The 17,702-nt window shown below is 71.5% G+C and carries 15 protein-coding genes and 1 pseudogene; 7 read left to right on the forward strand and 9 right to left on the reverse strand.

The genetic code is table 11. The features are described 5' to 3' along the window. The 3 genes and pseudogenes from C1I95_RS09065 to C1I95_RS09075 form a co-directional block, all read right to left on the reverse strand. Window positions 1-373, reverse strand: a pseudogene (locus tag C1I95_RS09065) (hypothetical protein); the annotation flags it as partial. Window positions 374-1,057: 684 nt separating this feature from the next. Further along, window positions 1,058-3,619 carry a trehalose-phosphatase gene (gene otsB / locus C1I95_RS09070; RefSeq protein ID WP_111213374.1) on the reverse strand — a complete coding sequence of 854 codons (2,562 nt, stop codon included), beginning with the start codon at window positions 3,617-3,619 and terminating at the stop codon, window positions 1,058-1,060. Window positions 3,620-3,660: 41 nt separating this feature from the next. After that, window positions 3,661-5,061, reverse strand: a complete 1,401-nt coding sequence (locus C1I95_RS09075) for an alpha,alpha-trehalose-phosphate synthase (UDP-forming) (protein ID WP_111213345.1) — start codon at window positions 5,059-5,061, stop codon at window positions 3,661-3,663. A gap of 343 nt (window positions 5,062-5,404) precedes the next feature. Here C1I95_RS09075 and ettA point away from each other — a divergent pair, with 343 nt between their 5' ends. The 4 genes from ettA (at window position 5,405) to C1I95_RS09095 (ending at window position 8,987) form a co-directional block, all read left to right on the forward strand. Further along, window positions 5,405-7,081: an energy-dependent translational throttle protein EttA gene (ettA, locus tag C1I95_RS09080; RefSeq protein WP_111213375.1), complete on the forward strand. Its 1,677-nt coding sequence runs from the start codon at window positions 5,405-5,407 to the stop codon at window positions 7,079-7,081. A 15-nt stretch (window positions 7,082-7,096) separates the two neighbouring features. Continuing rightward, window positions 7,097-7,543 (forward strand): acyl-CoA thioesterase, encoded by a 447-nt coding sequence (locus tag C1I95_RS09085; RefSeq protein ID WP_111213346.1) that lies wholly within the window; start codon window positions 7,097-7,099, stop codon window positions 7,541-7,543. After that, window positions 7,540-8,271 carry a DUF8185 domain-containing protein gene (locus C1I95_RS09090; protein WP_111213347.1) on the forward strand — a complete coding sequence of 244 codons (732 nt, stop codon included), beginning with the start codon at window positions 7,540-7,542 and terminating at the stop codon, window positions 8,269-8,271. The genes C1I95_RS09085 and C1I95_RS09090 overlap by 4 nt, the downstream gene beginning before the upstream one ends. 131 nt (window positions 8,272-8,402) lie before the next feature. Continuing rightward, entirely contained in the window at window positions 8,403-8,987 is a 585-nt protein-coding gene (locus C1I95_RS09095; RefSeq protein ID WP_111213348.1) for a type III secretion system chaperone family protein, read from the forward strand. 269 nt (window positions 8,988-9,256) lie between these two features. On the opposite strand, the gene C1I95_RS09100 is transcribed toward C1I95_RS09095, so the two are convergent. The 3 genes from C1I95_RS09100 to C1I95_RS09110 all read right to left on the reverse strand — a co-directional run bounded on the left by C1I95_RS09100 (window position 9,257) and on the right by C1I95_RS09110 (window position 12,388). After that, window positions 9,257-9,685, reverse strand: coding sequence for a globin (locus tag C1I95_RS09100; protein ID WP_111213349.1), 429 nt, complete (start codon window positions 9,683-9,685; stop codon window positions 9,257-9,259). 62 nt (window positions 9,686-9,747) lie between these two features. Next, entirely contained in the window at window positions 9,748-11,097 is a 1,350-nt protein-coding gene (locus tag C1I95_RS09105; RefSeq protein ID WP_111213376.1) for an MFS transporter, read from the reverse strand. Window positions 11,098-11,332: 235 nt separating this feature from the next. After that, complete coding sequence (locus C1I95_RS09110; RefSeq protein ID WP_233513440.1) at window positions 11,333-12,388, reverse strand: mechanosensitive ion channel family protein; 1,056 nt, start codon at window positions 12,386-12,388, stop codon at window positions 11,333-11,335. Window positions 12,389-12,673: 285 nt separating this feature from the next. Between C1I95_RS09110 and C1I95_RS09115 the strand changes: the two genes are divergently transcribed. Further along, window positions 12,674-13,207 (forward strand): HNH endonuclease, encoded by a 534-nt coding sequence (locus C1I95_RS09115; protein ID WP_111213351.1) that lies wholly within the window; start codon window positions 12,674-12,676, stop codon window positions 13,205-13,207. Between the two features lie 149 nt (window positions 13,208-13,356). Here C1I95_RS09115 and C1I95_RS09120 read toward each other — a convergent pair whose 3' ends face one another. The 3 genes from C1I95_RS09120 to C1I95_RS09130 form a co-directional block, all read right to left on the reverse strand. Continuing rightward, complete coding sequence (locus C1I95_RS09120; RefSeq protein ID WP_111213352.1) at window positions 13,357-14,196, reverse strand: class F sortase; 840 nt, start codon at window positions 14,194-14,196, stop codon at window positions 13,357-13,359. Between the two features lie 12 nt (window positions 14,197-14,208). Then, a complete protein-coding gene (locus C1I95_RS09125; RefSeq protein ID WP_233513439.1) occupies window positions 14,209-14,742 on the reverse strand; it encodes a hypothetical protein in 534 nt (177 codons plus the stop codon). 71 nt (window positions 14,743-14,813) lie between these two features. Beyond that, window positions 14,814-15,269 (reverse strand): Lrp/AsnC family transcriptional regulator, encoded by a 456-nt coding sequence (locus tag C1I95_RS09130; protein WP_111213353.1) that lies wholly within the window; start codon window positions 15,267-15,269, stop codon window positions 14,814-14,816. A 147-nt stretch (window positions 15,270-15,416) separates the two neighbouring features. Here C1I95_RS09130 and C1I95_RS09135 point away from each other — a divergent pair, with 147 nt between their 5' ends. Further along, window positions 15,417-16,316 carry a tryptophan 2,3-dioxygenase gene (locus C1I95_RS09135; RefSeq protein WP_111213354.1) on the forward strand — a complete coding sequence of 300 codons (900 nt, stop codon included), beginning with the start codon at window positions 15,417-15,419 and terminating at the stop codon, window positions 16,314-16,316. Window positions 16,317-16,326: 10 nt separating this feature from the next. Further along, complete coding sequence (gene kynU / locus C1I95_RS09140) at window positions 16,327-17,628, forward strand: kynureninase (RefSeq protein WP_111213355.1); 1,302 nt, start codon at window positions 16,327-16,329, stop codon at window positions 17,626-17,628. Window positions 17,629-17,702 lie beyond the last annotated feature (74 nt).

Genomic DNA, 17,702 nt, shown 5'->3' on the forward strand with positions numbered 1-17,702 from the left:
GCTGGAACAGGCCCTGCGAGTCGTGGTCGTTGCGGTCACCGAGGTGACCCAGGTTCTCCAGCTTCGACTCCTGCAGAGCCGTCGCGATGGACACCACCGCGGCACGCTCGTCCATGCCGGTCTTCTTCGTCGCGGCGATGATCGCCTTGACGTTGGCGGTCTGCTCGCCGTTGAGGTCGATGCGGGACTGGGCGCCCTGCACGCCGTTCGGGATCAGCTTGCTGGTGTCGGGCTTGTCGGCCTGCACGGCCGAGACCGGCTTGCCGGCGGTCGCCGGAGCGGCGTCCGCGTGGGCGATCGGACCGGCGAACACGCCACCGGCGAAGGCCAGACCAGCGATACCGAGAACGCTCTTACGCAGCATCGAGTTCATGATCAAAGCTCCATTCGGGGGTAGATGTCCACGCGCCGGCAAGGGGGGATCGGCACGCGGGGGTGAGCGCCTTAACCTGGCGCTGAAAGACAAGGGAAGACTCAGGCCGGCTGGCTCGCGGGGCAGGGGCCCTTCGCGGCGCCGGGACCATGTTCAACGACCGACCGGGGCGGGTCATTCCGGGGATCCGCCGGTGGCGGCACCCGCCTGCAAGCGGCGGGGCGGCCCTGCTCGGTCAGCCACCCGATACAACGCCACCCACCCGCCGGGGATTCCGCCCCGGGCCGGCCGGCCACACCCGGAAACCGGACATCCGCCTCGCCGGCGGACAGTCAGGCGGAGCTCCTCATCGGCAGCACCGGACGGAACGAACATCCGCCACCTGACCGGTCGGCCCGGCGCGCCGCGGCAGCATCGGACGGAACGAGCATTCGCCACCTGGCCGGACGGCTGGGCGCGGCGCGGCAGCGTTGGAGGGAACGAGCATCCGCCAGCTGACCGGTCGGCCAGATGCGGCGGGGCAGTATCGGACGGAACGAGCATCCGTCTGCTGACCGGACGGCGAGGCGCGGCGCGGCGGCACGGGACGGAACGGACACCGCCACCTCGGCGGACAAACGTGCCGAGATGCGAAAGCGGCCGGAGACATCCGTCTCCGGCCGCTTTGAGCGGGTCGTGCGGTGGTTACTGCTTGAGCATGTTGTCCAGCAGGAGCGCGCAGCGGATGACCCCGAGGTGGCTGTACGCCTGCGGGTGGTTGCCCAGGCCGCGCTCGGCGAGCGGGTCGTACTGCTCGGGCAGCAGCCCGGTCGGGCCCGCCGTGTCGATCATCTGGATGAACAGCTCCTCGGCGTCGGTGCGCCGCCCGGTGCGCAGGTACGCCTCGACCAGCCACGCGGTGCAGATGTGGAAGCCGCCCTCGCGGCCGGGCAGGCCGTCGTCCCAGTGGTAGCGGTAGACGACCGGGCCACTGCGCAGGTCCGCTTCGATCTTCAGGACGGTGGAGAGGAAGCGCGGATCGTCACCGGGCAACAGGCCGGACAGGCCGATCCACAGCGACGAGGCGTCCATGTCCTCGTCGCCGTAGGCGACGCTGTACGCCTCGGCGTGCTCGTGCCAGCCGTTCTCGAGCACGTTGGCGCCGATCCGGTCGCGCAGCTCCACCCATTCCGGGCGGTCCTCGCCGCCGTGCTGGCGCATCACGTGCAGCGCACGGTCGACGGTCATCCAGCACATCACCTTGGAGAAGATGTGGTGCCGGGGCGGCAGACGGGCCTCCCAGATGCCGTGGTCCGGCTCGTGCCAGCGGCGGCGGACCGCCTCGACCATGTTCTCCAGCACCCGCCACTCCTCCGCGCGGACCGAGCCGCGGGCGTCGGCCGTGGCGGCGATCAGGTCGGCGATCGGGCCGAAGACGTCCAGCTGGAGCTGGTGGTTGGCGAGGTTGCCGACGCGTACCGGCCGGGAGCCGGCGTAGCCGGGCAGGGTGTCGATGACAGCCTCGGCACCCAGCTCGTAGCCGTCCACCGTGTAGAGCGGGTGCAGCCGTTCGGGATGCCCGCCGGTCCGCTCCACACAACCGTCCACCCAGCGCAGCAGCGCCTCGGCCTCGGTGATCGAACCCAGGTCGACCAGGGCCCGGGCGGTCATCGCGGCGTCGCGCAGCCAGCAGTAGCGGTAGTCCCAGTTGCGGACGCCGCCCAGTTCCTCGGGCAGCGAGGTGGTGGCCGCGGCCAGGATCGAACCGGTCGCCTCGTGGCAGAGACCGCGCAGCGTCAGCGCGCTGCGGGCAACCAGGTCCCGGGCGGTGGTCGGCAGCCGCAGCGAGGCCACCCACTCCTTCCAGGGCCGTTCCGCCGCGGCCTGCCGCTCGTGGATCGGCAGCCGGTGGTGTTCCAGGCTGTGCGTGCCGAAGCGCAGCTCCAGCACCACCTGCCCGCCGAGCGCGGCGAGATCCACCACCGCCTTGGCGCTCTCGTACCCGCCGTCGTTGCCGACCTCCCACTGCACGCCGGGGGAGTAGAGCGCGACCGGCTCGTTGGAGCCGAGCACCAGCAGGCCGTCGTCGAGCGGCTGTAGCTGCACCGCGACCTGCGCGAATTCCGGCCGTGGCGCGAACTCCACCCGGACCCGGCCGGTGCCGGTCAGCAGTCGGATCAGGGTCGAGTCGCCGGAGATGATCGCCGGCCCGTCCGGCGTGGCCTTGGGGTCGGGCTTGTCGAGCCAGTCGGTGACGGTGAGGCCCGACCACCGGGTCTCCACGGTCATCGTGCCCGAGCGGTAGCGCTGGCCCAGCGGGATGCCGCCGCGCTCCGGGGCGACGCTGAAGTATCCGGCCGGGCTGCCGCCGACCAGGTCCGCGAAGATCGCCGCCGAGTCGGGCTTGGGGTTGCACAGCCAGCTGACCTTGGCGTCGGGCGTGAGTAGTGCGACCGTCCGCCCGTTGGCCAGCATCGAGTGCCGCTCGATCGGCACCGCCCGCTCGCCGAACAGCCAGTGCCGGCGGGTCTCCAGGAGCAGGCCGAGGGCGCGGGCGGCCTCGATCGGCTCGGCCACCCGGTAACCGGCCTTGGTCTCGCCCGGGCCGATCTTGATGCCGAGGTCCGGGCCGGTCAGGTTGCCGAAGGCGTTCTCGTCCGTGACGTCGTCGCCGATGAAGAGCACCGCGCTGGCCGAGAGCTGGGTGCGCAGCTGATCCACCGCGGTGCCCTTGTGGGTGGCCACCACGGACAGCTCGATGACCTCCTTGCCCTGGGTGACGGTGACGTCATCCCAGGTCGCCGGGCCGCTCCGGACCGCGTCGATGGCGGCGGCGGCCACCTGGGGGTCCACCCCGCGGGTGTGCACGGCGACGCTGGCCGGCTTGCGTTCGAGCCGTACGCCCGGATGGGCCGCGGCGATCTCGCGCAGCGCGTCCCGCAGCCGGGTGCGCACGGCGATCAGCTCGGGGGAGAGCCGTTCGACGAAGCCGATGTCGAACTCGGAGCCGTGGCTGCCGACCAGGTGGACCTCACTGGGCAGCCGGGAGAGCGCGGCCAGGTCGCGCAGCGCGCGGCCGGAGACCACCGCCACGGTGGTCTGCGGCAGCGCGGCCAGGGCGCGCACCGCCGCCACCGACTCGGGCAGCGGTACGGCTTTGCTCGGATCCTCCACGATCGGCGCTAGCGTGCCGTCGTAGTCGCAGGCGATCAGCAGCTGTGGCACCCGGGCGATCCGCCCGATGGCGGCCCGCAGCTCGGGATCCATGGTCCCGGCTGCGGGCGTGATGATGTCGTTGGTTGCGACGTTCACGCCGCCTCCATGTCGGGCACACCGAGTTCGGTGAGGAAGGACTTCGCCCAGTGCCCCACATCGTGGGTGCGCAAATGGCGTTGCATGGTCCGCATACGGCGACGAGCCTCCGGCTTCTCCACATGCACGGCCCGCAGCAGGGCATCCTTGACTGCGTCGGGATCGTGCGGGTTGCACAGGAACGCCTGGCGCAGCTCGGTGGCTGCGCCGGCGAACTCACTGAGTACGAGAGCGCCCCCGTGGTCTGCCCTAGATGCGACGTACTCCTTGGCCACGAGGTTCATTCCGTCTCGAAGCGGGGTCACCATCATCACGTCGGCAGCGGCGTACATCGCAGCCAGTTCGGTGCGACTGTACGACTGATGCAGATAATGCACCGCCGGCACCCCGACCCTGCCGAATTCGCCATTAATCCGACCGACCTCGCGCTCGACCTTGACGCGAAGTGCCTGGTAGTGCTCGACGCGTTCGCGGCTCGGGGTGGCCACCTGCACCATAACAGCGTCGGGGACTGTCAACTTTCCGTCAGCCAGCAACTCGCGGAAGGCCTTGAGGCGCAACTCGATGCCCTTGGTGTAATCCAACCGGTCCACGCCCAGGATGATCGTCCGCGGGTTGCCCAGCTCCTCGCGGATCTCCTTGGCCCGGGCCTGGATCGCCGGGTCCGAAGCCAGCCGCTCCATCTCCTTGGTGTCGATGGAGATGGGAAAGGCGCCGGCCTTCACCTGACGGCCGTCCACCTGGATCATCTGCCCCTCGTAGCGCAGGCCGAGCAGGTGCCGGGCCAGCCGGACGAAGTTCTGCGCGGCCAGCCGCTGCTGGAACCCGACCAGGTCGGCACCGAGCAGACCGCGCAGGATCTCGGTGCGGAACGGCATCTGCATGAACAGCTCGATCGGCGGGAACGGGATGTGCAGGAAGAAGCCGATCCGCAGGTCGGGGCGCAGTTCCCGGAGCATCGCCGGCACCAGTTGGAGCTGGTAGTCCTGGACCCACACCGTGGCACCCTCGGCCGCCACCTCCGCCGCCGCCTCCGCGAACCGGGCGTTGACCAGGCGGTACGCCTCGCGCCAGCGGCGCTTGTAGGCGGGTGTCTCGACGGCGTCGTGGTAGAGCGGCCAGATCGTGGCGTTGGACTGACCCTCGTAGTAGCGCTCCAGCTCCTCGGCGCTCAGCGGCACCGGATGCAGCCGGATGCCCTCCAGGTCGAACGGCTCGGGGGCCGCGCCGGTGCCGCCGGCCCAGCCAACCCAGGTGCCATGGTGCTCGGCCAGGACGGGATGCAGCGCGGTGACCAGCCCGCCGGGGCTGCGTCGCCACTGCCGTCCCTCGGGTGTGCTCACCTCGTCGACCGGCAGTCGGTTCGCCACTACGACAAAGGAGCTACGGACGGTCACGATCTGCCACCTCCGGGTGCTGACGGGTCCCACCGCGATGAGCGTACTGAGCGTAGCTGCGGCGTCTGTTCCCCCGTGCCGGAGTCACCTACCCGTCCCAGACTTGCCGAACCGCGAACGTGATCATGTTGACAGGTCAGCCGCCCAGCGGCGGCCCGGGGGTGGGGCGGCTGCCCGGGCGTACGGCCGGGCGGGGCGATGTGGGGAATGCCCGGCGTACCTGTCAGGATTGATGATGGCGTGCGCGCGGCCGGTTCCCGGCCGGCGGCGGCCGGCGGCGGTCGCGGCTTGCGCCCCGCACCCGCAAATCGGCGAACGCAACCCGACGGAGGTAGCCCGCACCGTGGCCCAGTTCATCTACGTCCTGGAGAAGGCGCGCAAGGCGCACGGCGACAAGGTCGTGCTCGACAACGTGACGCTGAACTTCCTGCCGGGCGCCAAGATCGGTGTGGTCGGTCCGAACGGCGCCGGTAAGTCCAGCCTTCTCAAGATCATGGCAGGCTGGGACCAGCCGAGCAACGGCGAGGCCCGGCTCATGCCCGGCTTCACCGTCGGCATGCTGGCCCAGGAGCCGCCGCTCAACGACGCCAAGACCGTCCTCGGCAACGTCGAGGAGGCGGTCGCGGAGACCAAGGCCAAGCTGGAGCGGTTCAACTCGATCGCCGAGCAGATGGCCACCGACTACTCCGACGAGCTGATGGAGGAGATGGGCAAGCTCCAGGAGCAGCTGGACAACGCCGACGCCTGGGACATCGACTCCAAGCTCGAACTGGCGATGGACGCGCTGCGCTGCCCGCCGCCGGACGCCGACGTCACCCAGCTCTCCGGTGGTGAGCGCCGCCGGGTGGCGCTGTGCAAGCTGCTGCTGGAGGCGCCCGACCTGCTGCTGCTCGACGAGCCCACCAACCACCTGGACGCGGAGAGCGTGCAGTGGCTGGAGCAGCACCTGGCCAAGTACGCCGGCACCGTGCTGGCGATCACCCACGACCGCTACTTCCTCGACAACGTGGCCGGCTGGATCCTGGAGCTGGACCGCGGCCGGGCCATCGGCTACGAGGGCAACTACTCCACCTATCTGGAGAAGAAGGCCGCCCGGCTGGCCGTCGAGGGCCGCCGCGACGCCAAGATGAAGAAGCGGCTCTCCGAGGAGCTGGAGTGGGTCCGCTCCAACGCCAAGGCCCGGCAGACCAAGTCCAAGGCCCGCCTCGACCGGTACGACGAGATGGCCGCCGAGGCGGAGAAGACCCGCAAGCTGGACTTCGAGGAGATCCAGATCCCGCCGGGCCCGCGCCTGGGCAGCACCGTCATCGAGGCGCAGAGCCTGACCAAGGGCTTCGGCGACCGGGTGCTCATCGACGGCCTGGAGTTCTCGCTGCCGCGTAACGGCATCGTGGGCATCATCGGCCCGAACGGCGTCGGCAAGACCACCCTGTTCAAGACCATCGTCGGGTTGGAGCAGCCGACCGACGGCGCCGTCAAGGTCGGCGAGACGGTCTCGCTGTCGTACGTCGACCAGAACCGGCAGGGCCTGGACGGAGACAAGACCGTCTGGGAGGTCGTCTCCGACGGGCTGGACCACCTGATGGTCGGCAAGGTCGAGATGCCGTCGCGGGCGTACATCGCCGCGTTCGGGTTCAAGGGGCCGGACCAGCAGAAGCCGACCAAGGTGCTCTCCGGCGGCGAGCGCAACCGGCTCAACCTGGCCCTGACGCTCAAGATCGGCGGGAACGTGATCCTGCTCGACGAGCCGACCAACGACCTGGACGTGGAGACCCTGTCCAGCCTGGAGAACGCGCTGCTGGAGTTCCCCGGCTGCGCCGTGGTGATCTCCCACGACCGGATGTTCCTGGACCGGGTCGCCACGCACATCCTGGCCTGGGAGGGCGACGACGAGAACCCGGCCAAGTGGTTCTGGTTCGAGGGCAACTTCGATTCGTACGAGAAGAACAAGATCGACCGGCTCGGCGCCGAGGCGGCCCGGCCGCACCGGGTGACGTACCGCAAGCTGACCCGCGACTGAGCGGGGCCGATCGTCTTGGCTGACCGGTTCGTCTACCAGTGCACCCTGCGGTGGTCCGACCTGGACGCGTACGGCCACGTCAACAACGCCCGCTTCCTCACCCTCTACGAGGAGGCCCGGGTGGCGTTGATGTTCGTCGGTGCCCGGGCAGCGGGGGTCGACTCGTTCGCCGACGGTGTGGTGATCCGCCGGCACGAGGTCGACTACCTGCGCCCGGTCGACTACGCGCTGAGTCGGGCCACCGCCGAGGCGGCCCCCACCGTCCGGATCGAACTGTGGGTGGAGCAGATCCGGGCCGCGTCCTTCACCATCGGCTACGAGATGTACGACGGTGACCTGCTGGTCAGCCGGGCGCGTTCGGTGCTGGTCCCGTTCGACCTGGCCCAGCAGCTGCCCCGGCGGCTCAGCGACCCGGAGCGCACCTTCCTGCTCGGGTACGCCCAGAACGGCGGCGCGGCGTGAGCGACCCCAGCACCCCCGGCACCGCCGGCGGATCGGCGTCGCCCCCCGCCGGTGCGGGGCACGGCATCGACGGCGTCGACGACGCGGGGGCCTTCCTGGCCCGGCTCGTCCGGTTGGAGCGCGCCGCCCTGGTCCGGCTACGTCCGGCCGGTACGCCCACCCGTACCGCCCTCTGGGCCCGGCTGCCGTGGGGAGTGCTGGCGGTGCGTACGGTCCTCGGCGCGGGCGCCGGGGACGTCACGGTTGCCGCTGGGGAGTTGCTCGCCGAACTGGCGGCCGGCGGCGCCGCGCTGCCCGCCCGCCGAGACGCGCAGTGGCGCTGGGCGTTGCCGCCCACCGCCAGCCGGCAGGTGGAGACGTTGCCGGGCGGGGAGCTGCGCCGGCTCGCCGAGGCGGCGGCGGGGACCCTGCGGGAAGCCGCCACGCACGGGGTGGCCGGTCGGGCGGTCGGGCAGCGGGCGCTGCGGGACGCCCTGCTGGATCACGTGGCGGTGGTGGTGACCCCTGACGACGAGCCTGGCCGTCCCTTGGAGGTGACCCAGCGGATGGTGCAGGGGCTGGTCCGAATGGGCTTCCTGGGCCCGCTCGGCGGTTCGCCGGGGCCGGACGGGGTGCAGGTTCGGGCGGCTGGCCGATGGGTCGGCCTGGTGGGACCGTACGGAGCCGTCTGGTCGCAGAAGGCCACGGCTCTTGTCGTGCGGCCCTTCGTGTCTCATCCGAACGGATGACCACCCATCATCCTTCTGGGTTTGGGCTAGCGTTAGGGGGGTGCTTCGTTCCGGCTGTCCGGGTACCGTCCATCCTCGGATCCAACCCACCGTAGGCGACTGGATCCGCTGGGGAGTGAGGTGCGCGAGCGATGCCGTGGTGGTCATGGCGCCCCGGTCCCGCCAGTGGCGGTGACTCGGAAACTCGAAGCAGGATCACGGTGGAGGGTGCCGTCCGGGTCGGACTACCGGCGCCCCGCCAGCCCGAGGAGGAGTGTCCGGGCGGGGAGCATCCGTTGATCGCCGACATGCCTGCCACCGTCGAACCGGTCACCCTGCGCCGGATCTGCGACGCGCTCGACCTGCTCGACGTGCGATACCTCGCCGACGGGGACGGCAACCTGCTGGCCATGTGGGAGCGGCACGCCGTGCTGGTCACCCTGGAAGGCCCCGACGACGAGATCCTCGTACTGCGGGCCCGGCCGCACGCGACGGTGCCGCCGGACTGGGCGGACCGTGCCTACCGGGTGGTCAACGAGTGGAACCACACCCGGCGCTTCTGCAAGGCGTACGTGGGTGACGCCACCGAGCGGGGCCAGTTGCCGATCTACGCCGAGTTGCAGGTGCCGCTCGCCGCGGGCACCCACGACGCGCTCCTGGTCGAACTGCTCGACTGCGGCGCGGCGGTGTCCACCAGCTTCGTCGACTGGCTGCACGACGAGGGCGCCCTCCTCTGACTCGTTGGCCTGTGACGCCACGCCTCGCCCCGCCTCGCCCCGCCCCCGCCTCGCCGATCATGCACTTTCGGTCGCCGTTTGGCGGCTTGTGCAACATATGCACCGACAGAAACTGCAAGATCGGCGAGGCGGGGCGGGGCGACGGGAGAGGCAGGGGGCGGCGGTTTCCGGATGTGCTGCGGGGTGCTCTTTCGCCAGGTCACGCGGGTCATGTTGATCTTCTGCACCACGCGCCCGCGCGACGAGCGGAGATAAGGCCGGCGGCTGGGTTACGCGCCGGCCGCCGGGTCCTCCATCGTGTTCACCATGAAGAACGCGGCCCGCTCCAGGTAGTCCCAGAGCTCGGTGGCGATCGCCGGGGGCAGGTCGAGGGTGTCGACCGCCCGCCGCATGTGCCGCAACCAGGCGTCGCGTTCGGCCACGCCGATCCGGAACGGCGCGTGCCGCATCCGCAGCCGGGGGTGCCCCCGTTGGGCGGAGTACGTGTTGGGGCCACCCCAGTACTGGATGAGGAAGAGCCTCATCCGCTCGGCGGCCGGCCCGAGATCGTCCTCCGGGTACATCGGGCGCAGCAGCGGGTCGGTGGCGATACCGGCGTAGAACTCGTCGACCAGCTTGCGGAACGTGGGCTCGCCGCCGACGGCGTCGAACAGCGTGACCGCCTCGCCGCGGGGCTGGGACTCAGCTGCGGGATTCACCGCTCCATCCTGCCAGGCGCCGGCGGCCGGCGGCCCGGCCGGGACGCGCCGGCGACGGTGGTTCAGGTCACCGCGTGCCGGGGCCGGCCCGGCCCCACGTGTCCGGATGGCTGCCCGTGGGACGACTCCGGCTGCGACCCGGCCGCCGAGGCGCGCTGGGCCGCCTCGACGGCGGCCGCCACGGTCTGTCGGTCGGGCCAGCGCAGGACCACGAGTGACATCAGCACCACGCCGGCGGCGCTCCACAGCCCCACCACGATCGGGATGGGGAACCGCTCGGCGAGCAGCCCGGTCACCAGCACAGCCAGGCCCTGGATGACCTGTACGCCGGTGGCCATCACGCCGAAGGCCCGGGCCCGGAAGCCGTCGGGAAGGGCCTGGACGAAGAGCCCGTTGGCCATCGGCAGGATGCCGGCGACCGCGAACCCGCAGGCAGCGGCGAGCAGCGCCACCACCACTGGCGGTGGGTTGAGCAGCGCAGGCACCAGGACAAGCGGGGCGATGACGGCGAACGGCCGCAGCAGGACCAGCCGGCGGGCCGGCGCGACGGCGCGCCCGACCAGCAGCCCGCCGAGGATGAACCCGACCGGGACGGCTGCCATGATCACCGCCTGCGCGAGACCGGGATGCATCTCGCCGGCGTGTTTGTTCGCCCAGGCGGCCGCCAGCCCTTCGGGCACGATGGAGAAGAGCATGGCGCTGAAGACCAGCACGGCGATCGCCCGCAGCACCGGCGTGCCGAACACGATCTGGAACCCGGCGGCGGTCTCCCGCAGCAGGTGGCTGCGATGCTTGCTGGTCATCGCTGGCGGCCGGTCCCGGACTCCGAGGCGGACCACCACGGCCGACAGGGCGAAGGTGCCCGCGTTCATCAACAGCGCCGCGGTGGGGTTGACCGTCGCCACGGCGGCACCGAGCAGGTAGCCGACGACCTGGGCCGCCTGCCCCACACTGGCCTGGATCGAGAGCCCGACGACGAGCCGGTCCCCGGGCAGGATCAGCGGCATCAGCGCGGAGCGGGAGGCCTGGCTCGGTGGGTTCGCCAGGGTGGTGGCGAACAGCAGGGCCAGGATCACCGGCACCGGCAGCCCTCCGGCGGCGATGACCAGCATCAACGCCATCCGGATGAGGTCGCAGACGACCATGACCTGCCGGTAGCGGTGCCGTTCGGCGACGGTGGCCAGCAGCGGCCCGCCGATCAGCCAGGGCAGGTAACTGACCGCGAAGGCGGCGGCCGACAGCGCGACCGATTTGGTCTCCTGATAGACGAGCAGGGTGATCGCCGCTTTGGCGACGTAGTCGCCGATCCAGGTCAGCGTGCTCGCCGCGAAGACGGCACGGTACTCACGCTGGGCGAAAACTTCACGGAAGGTGGCCGGGCCTTCCGGAGAAGGTCGCTCGTCGGACACCATCGCCTCCATCGACCCGGTGGCAGGCCACTCGTGACGGCCGCCCCGGAACCATCGTCAGATCTGCGGATCAGCGAGGACACGACCACGCTTGAAAGCGCGTGCACGTGCACGTGCATCCGGATTCTGCCCGATCGTCTGACAACTGGCTAGGGCGAACGGTTGGATCGTCGCATCTCCGACTGAACGAACGGACGATACCCTCGGGGCCGCTCGGCCGCGAGCCCCGCCGGTCGGCTCAGGTAGCTCCGCCCTGACCGGTGTCGGCGTCCGTCTGAGTAGGTACGCCGGGGAAGAGGCGCCCGGCCGCGATCCGCGCGGTGATGCCCGAGTTCTCCAGTGCCTCGGCGAGCCGCCGACGCAGTTCCCGGCCCACCGCGAACTGCCCCTCGGCGGTGGTCTTGACCACCGTGCGGATGACCGTGCCCTCCACCGTGATCTGTTCGACGCCGAGCACCTCCGGCGGCTCGACGATCGACGGTGCCAGTTCCGGGTCCACGGCGACCGAGGCGGCGGCGGTACGCAGCACCGCCGTGGCCTCCTCGGTGCCGGCGAAGCCGATCGGCAGGTCGATCACCACCAGCGCCCAGCCCTGGCTCTTGTTACCCACCCGGACGATCTCGCCGTTACGGATGTACCAGAGCACGCCCCGCCCGTCACGGACGGTGGTGACCCGCAACCCGACCGCCTCCACCACGCCGGTCGCCTCGCCGAGGTCGACGTTGTCACCGACTCCGTACTGGTCCTCGATCAGCATGAACAAGCCCGCGATCAGATCCTTCACCAGGCTCTGCGCGCCGAAGCCGAGGGCCACGCCGGCGATGCCCGCGCTGGCCAGCAGCGGCGCCAGGTCGAAGCTGAACTCCTTGAGCACCATCAGCAGGGCGATGCCGAAGATGAAGGCCGTGGCCAGGCTGCGCAGCACCGAGCCGATCGCCTCGGCGCGCTGCCGGCGACGCTCGGGGACGAAATCGCCGGGCTCCGTGGCGGCGGTCGGGATCCGCTCGCGCAGTGGGCGGAGCATGGTCGGCACCCCGGCGTCGGTGGTGGTCCGCACCAGCCGGCGGATCGTCCGGTGCACCAGCCACCGGGCGCCCACCGCCAGCAGCACGATCAGGATGATCCGCAGCGGCTTGACCAGGATCCAGTAGCTGCCCTCGGCGAACCACACCGAGCCGGTCAGTTTCCACAGCGGCGTGCACAGGCCCAGGCTGTCGTGCAGGCACTCCGGGCTGGGCGTCTCGGGCGTCTCGACCGGCGTCGGGCTGGGCGCGGCGGGGATGAGGTTGAGGATGCTGGCGGTCACCCTGTGTTCGTACCGCAACCATCCGGCGGCTCCGCCGCCGACCCACCGGCCGGTGACTCCGGACTCCGCACCGGCCCGCCGGATCCCGCCGGGCCTCGCCGGGCGGAAAGCTCCACCAGGTACCCGGGATTAGTACGTGCATTCGCGGGCCCGATCAGGGACGATTGGTCAACGGACGTCGGTGATCCGGCCGGCGTCGACGTGGTGCCCGCCTGCGTCCGGCACCGGTCGGCGGTGGCGAGCTGAAAGCCGCTTGACCGGGAGGGTGACGCGATGCCTGACATACGACCCACGGTGGGCTCCGGCGCGCTGGTCCTCAACGCCACCTACGAGCCGCTGTGTGTCGTATCGGTACGTCGTGCCGCGATCCTCGTGCTGTCCGCCAAGGCGGTCTGTGTCGCCGACGGCGAGGGCATCCTGCACAGCGCCCGCAGCGCGTTGCCGGTGCCCTCGGTCGTCCGGCTCACCCGGTTCGTCCGGGTTCCGTACCGCACCCATGTTGGCCTTTCCCGCCGCGCGATCTTCGCCCGGGACGGCTGGCGCTGCGCCTACTGCCGGGGGCCGGCCGAGACGATCGACCACGTCTTCCCCCGCAGCCGGGGTGGCCGGCACGCCTGGGAGAACGTGGTCGCCGCCTGCGCCAGGTGCAACCACACCAAGGGCGACAAGACCCCGGCCGAGCTCGGGTGGCGGCTGCACTCGCCGCCGGCCGCGCCGAAGGGGATGGCGTGGCGGGTGCTCGGCCACCGGGCGCCCGACCCGCGCTGGGCCGACTGGCTCGACCTTCGCGAGCCCGAAGCCGCCTGACCGGAGCCCGCGGCAGGCTGACCCGAGCCCGGAGCCGCCTGACCGGAGCCCGGAGCCGCCTGACCGGAGCCCGGAGCCGCCTGACCGGAGCCCGGAGCCGCCTGACCGGAGCCCGGAGCCGCCTGACCCGAGCCCGCGGCAGCCTGACCTCAGCGCGCCTGCACCAGCGAGGCGAACACCACCACGTTGTCCGCGTAGCCGGTCGGCCCGCCGACCCAGCGTCCGCCGCAGGTGATCAGCCGCAACTCGGGCCGGCTGAAGTCGCCGAAGACCTCGTCCGCCGGCAGGGACTCCTTGTCGTACCGGCCCACCCGGTTGACCTCGAAGACCGCCACCGAGCCGTCCGAGCGGGCGACCTCGACCCGGTCGCCGGCGCGCAGCTCCCGTAGCTTCTGGAAGACCGCCGGGCCGGTCGAGGTGTCGACGTGGCCGACGATGACGGCCGGGCCGTACTGGCCGGGGGTCGGACCCTGGTCGTACCACCCGGCCTCCTGGGCCCGTTCCGCCGGCGGCGCGGCGATGCTGCCGTCCGGCGCGAGGCCCACGCTGTGCACCGGCGCGTCCAGATCGATCTTGCTGATCTCCAGGCTGACCGGCTCGCTCGCCGGCAGCAGCGGAAACTTCTTCGGCGGAGGTGCCAGCCCGGCGATGAACCGGTCGGGCAGCAGGCTCACCCCGGTCAGCCGCTCGACGCCGAGCATCGTGATGATCAGCAGCATCAGGGTGCCGATCACCAGCACCGGCAGCCCCGGACCGGAGCGGGCCCGCCAGCGGGCCCCGGCCGACCAGCCGTGGCGCGGCTTCGGTGGCAGCGGTGCGGCCGACGGGTCGGGCGTGGCGACGCTGGCCGAACCCATCTGCGCGGCGGCCCGGCCGAACCGGCCCGCCGCTGCGGCCACCACCCGCCGCCAGGCACGGGGTGCCGGGCGGGTGGCGGGCCGGACCGGGCGTGGACCCGGTTCCGGCGTGGGTACTCGGACGCCGGTCATGGCGATGGTGGGTCAGGAGCCGCCGGCCCGGCGTCGGCTGCTGAACAGCCCGAACACCACTGCTGCGGCCACCGTCGCGGCACCGCCGAGCAGCAGCATCGAGCCCATGCTCCGGCCCGCGGTGCCGCCGCCACCGGTCGCCGGGCCCTTGGTGGGCTGTTCCATGTTCAGCACGGTCAGGGTGGTGCTGGCCGTCTGGCCGTTGCTGCAGCGCAGGTTCACCGGAAAGTCCCCGGCCTGCTTGTTGCCCGGCACGGTGGCGTCTCCGGTGAGGAAGCCGTTGTCCGGCCGGAGGATGACCCGGGGGAACGCGTCCGAGGTCACCTCGGCCTGCCGGTTGTTGGCGTTGTCGCAACTGGCGCGTATGTGCACCCGGGAACCGGCCTGCACGGTGTTCGGTGTCACCTCGACGAAGGTGTTCTCACCCGCCCGGGCGGGCGCCGCGCCGACCAGGACGAACGCCCCGATCAGGACGAACGCCCCGAGCAGTCGGACGATGGTCGACGGGGCGTGGAGCACGCCTCCGTACTGTCGCGGACCCCGCATGATCCTCCCTCCCGGCACCGGTGCACCGGTCCTGCTGGGGCGACCCGCGTGCTTTCCCTCTGCTCGGGCGGCTAACCCGCACCGCCGCGACCGGTCAACGGGGTGACCGGCTGCCAGTCGAGCGGGGTGGAGAGCACCATCGTGCTCGACGGCTGGCCGTACGGAGCGAGCCGGTCGATGACCGCCTCGAACGCACCGATCGAACCGGTTGCCACCCTCAGCACGCTGCACGCGTCGCCGGTGATCCGGTGGATCTCCAGGATCTCCGGCCAGCCGGCGACGTCCGGGTCGTGCAGGATGCACCGGGCGCCGTAGCAGGACATCCGGATCAGCGCGACCACCGTGCGGCCGGCGCGGGCCAGGTCGACGTGGGCGTGGTACCCGGTGATCACCCCGGCCTCCTCCAACCGGCGCACCCGCTCGGCCACCGCGGGCGGGGAGAGATGCACCCGCCGGGACAGCTCACTGAACGACAACCGCGCGTCGGCCTGCAACTCGCGGAGCAGGGCCCAGTCCATCTCGTCCACGCTCCGACCTTACGTGCGACAAGCCGACCTTGGCGAGCGCCTTATGTTCCGCAGGTCGATCGGCGGAAGCGCCGTTGAACAGGCATTCCGTCCGGCGTTCCCACCGAGAGATCATGACTGGACGCGAGCCAGGAAGGAGGCGGACGCATGGAGCAGACCGAACTACGCCCGGAAACCCGGACAGCGGTGCGTCCGGTCACGGGGCGACAGCGAGCGGCCCGTGCCGCCCGCAACGGCGGCGAGCCGACCCTGGAGTTCGCCGAGCGGGTGCCGTACGACGCGTACGTGCAGGCCAGCACGCTGCACCGGCTGCAACAGCCGCTGAGCAGCGACCCGGGCGAGATGTCCTTCCTGATGGTCAGCCAGATCATGGAGCTGTACTTCGGGCTGACCTGTCACGAGCTGCGGGACACGGCCCGGTTGCTGCGCGCCGACCGGGTGTGGGAGGCGCAGGCTCCGCTTCGTCGGGCCGCGCTGCACCTGGAGGGGCTCAACGCCGCCTGGCGTGGCCTGCGCTGGATGACCCCGGCCGACTTCAACCGATTCCGCAACCTGCTCGGCGAGGGCTCGGGCTTCCAGTCGGCCATGTACCGGCAGTTGGAGTTCCTGCTCGGGCTGCGCGACCCGGCGCTGATCCGGCCATTCCGCCGGCAGCCCGAGGTGTACGCGGAGCTGACCGCGGGCCTGGCCACGCCGAGCGTCTGGGACGAGGTGGTCGCCCTGCTCGCCCGGCACGGTCACGACCTGCCCGCCGACCTGCTCGGGCGGGACGTGGCGACCGAGCACGAGTCGCACCCCGCGGTGGAGGCGGCCTGGGTGCAGATCTACGCGGACGCCGGCCCGGACAACCACCTGCGGCTGCTCGGCGAGGCGTTGACCGAGGTGGCCGAGCAGTTCGGCGACTGGCGACACCACCACATCAAGGCGGTACAGCGCACCATGGGTGCCAAGGTCGGCAGCGGCGGCTCGGCCGGACTGGCGTGGCTGCAACGCAGCATGGCCCGGGTGGTCTTCCCCGAGCTGTGGTCGGCCCGTACCGCGATGTGAGGCGAGGACGATGACGACGAACGAGACCGAGCGGGCACGCTCGGCCGAAGCCGAGGCGCTCCGCCTGGACGCCGCCGACCCCGGGCACCGGCACCTGTTCCACGTGCCGCCGGCCGACGGTGGCCGCTATCCCGACAGCGCGTACCTGGCCGGCAACTCGCTCGGCCTGCAACCCCGGGCCACCCGCACCGAGTTGCTGGCCGACCTGGATGCCTGGAGCCGGCTCGGCGTCGAGGGCCACCTGGAGGCGGAACGGCCCTGGCTGCCGTACCACGAGCTGCTGACGGCGCCGGCCGCGCGACTGGTCGGCGCGCTGCCCACGGAGACCGTGGTGATGAACTCGCTGACGGTCAACCTGCACCTGCTGATGGTCAGCTTCTACCGGCCCGCCGGGGAGCGGACCCGGATCGTCATCGAGGACACCGCCTTCCCGTCGGACAGCTACGCGGTGCGCAGCCAGGCCCGGTTCCACGGCCTGGACCCGGACACCGCCGTGGTCCGGCTCCGGCCGCGCCCGGGTGAGGAGAACCTGCGGACCGAGGACGTCACCGCGTTCCTGGCGGCCGAGGGGCACACCGTCGCGCTGGTCCTGCTCGGCGGGGTCAACTACCTCACCGGCGAGCTGATGGACATCCCCGCGATCACCGCCGCCGGCCGGGCCGCCGGTGCGGTCGTCGGCTGGGACCTGGCGCACGCGGCGGGCAACGTGCCGCTGGCGCTGCACGACTGGGACGTCGACTTCGCCGCCTGGTGCTCGTACAAGTACCTCAACTCCGGGCCGGGAGCGCTCGGTGGGGTCTTCGTGCACGAGCGCCACCACGGCGACGACGCGCTTCCCCGCTACGAGGGCTGGTGGAGCACGGCGGCGGCCACCCGGTTCGAGATGACCCCGGTCAGCCGGCCGCCGGCCACCGTCGAGGCGTGGCAGATCTCCAACCCGCCGATCTTCGCGATGGGCCCGGTCCGCACCTCGCTGGAGCTGTTCGACTCGGTCGGCATGGCCGCGCTGCGCGAGCGCAGCCTGCGGCTCACCGGCTACCTGGAGCGGTTGCTCGACGAGGTGACCGTCGACCGACCGCTCACCGTGGTCACCCCGCGCGACCCGCGCCGACGTGGCTGTCAGCTCTCGGTGCGCATCGGCGAGGGCAGCGCCAACGAGCTGACCAAGCGGCTGCGACACGAACACGGCGTGATCGCGGACGCCCGGGAGCCGGACGTCGTCCGGTTCGCCCCGGTGCCGCTCTACTCGACGTACCACGACTGCTGGCGGGTCGCCGACGCGCTGTCCGCGACGGTGGAGGCATCCTCATGAGCGAGCGTCCGCGAGCGAATCATCAATGCCGTGCGGTGGTGCCGCATGCCGACGCCGAGCGCAGCGAGGGGGCG

The sequence above is a fragment of the Micromonospora craterilacus genome (genome assembly GCF_003236315.1).
In the GTDB taxonomy this organism is placed as follows: Bacteria; Actinomycetota; Actinomycetes; order Mycobacteriales; family Micromonosporaceae; genus Micromonospora; species Micromonospora craterilacus.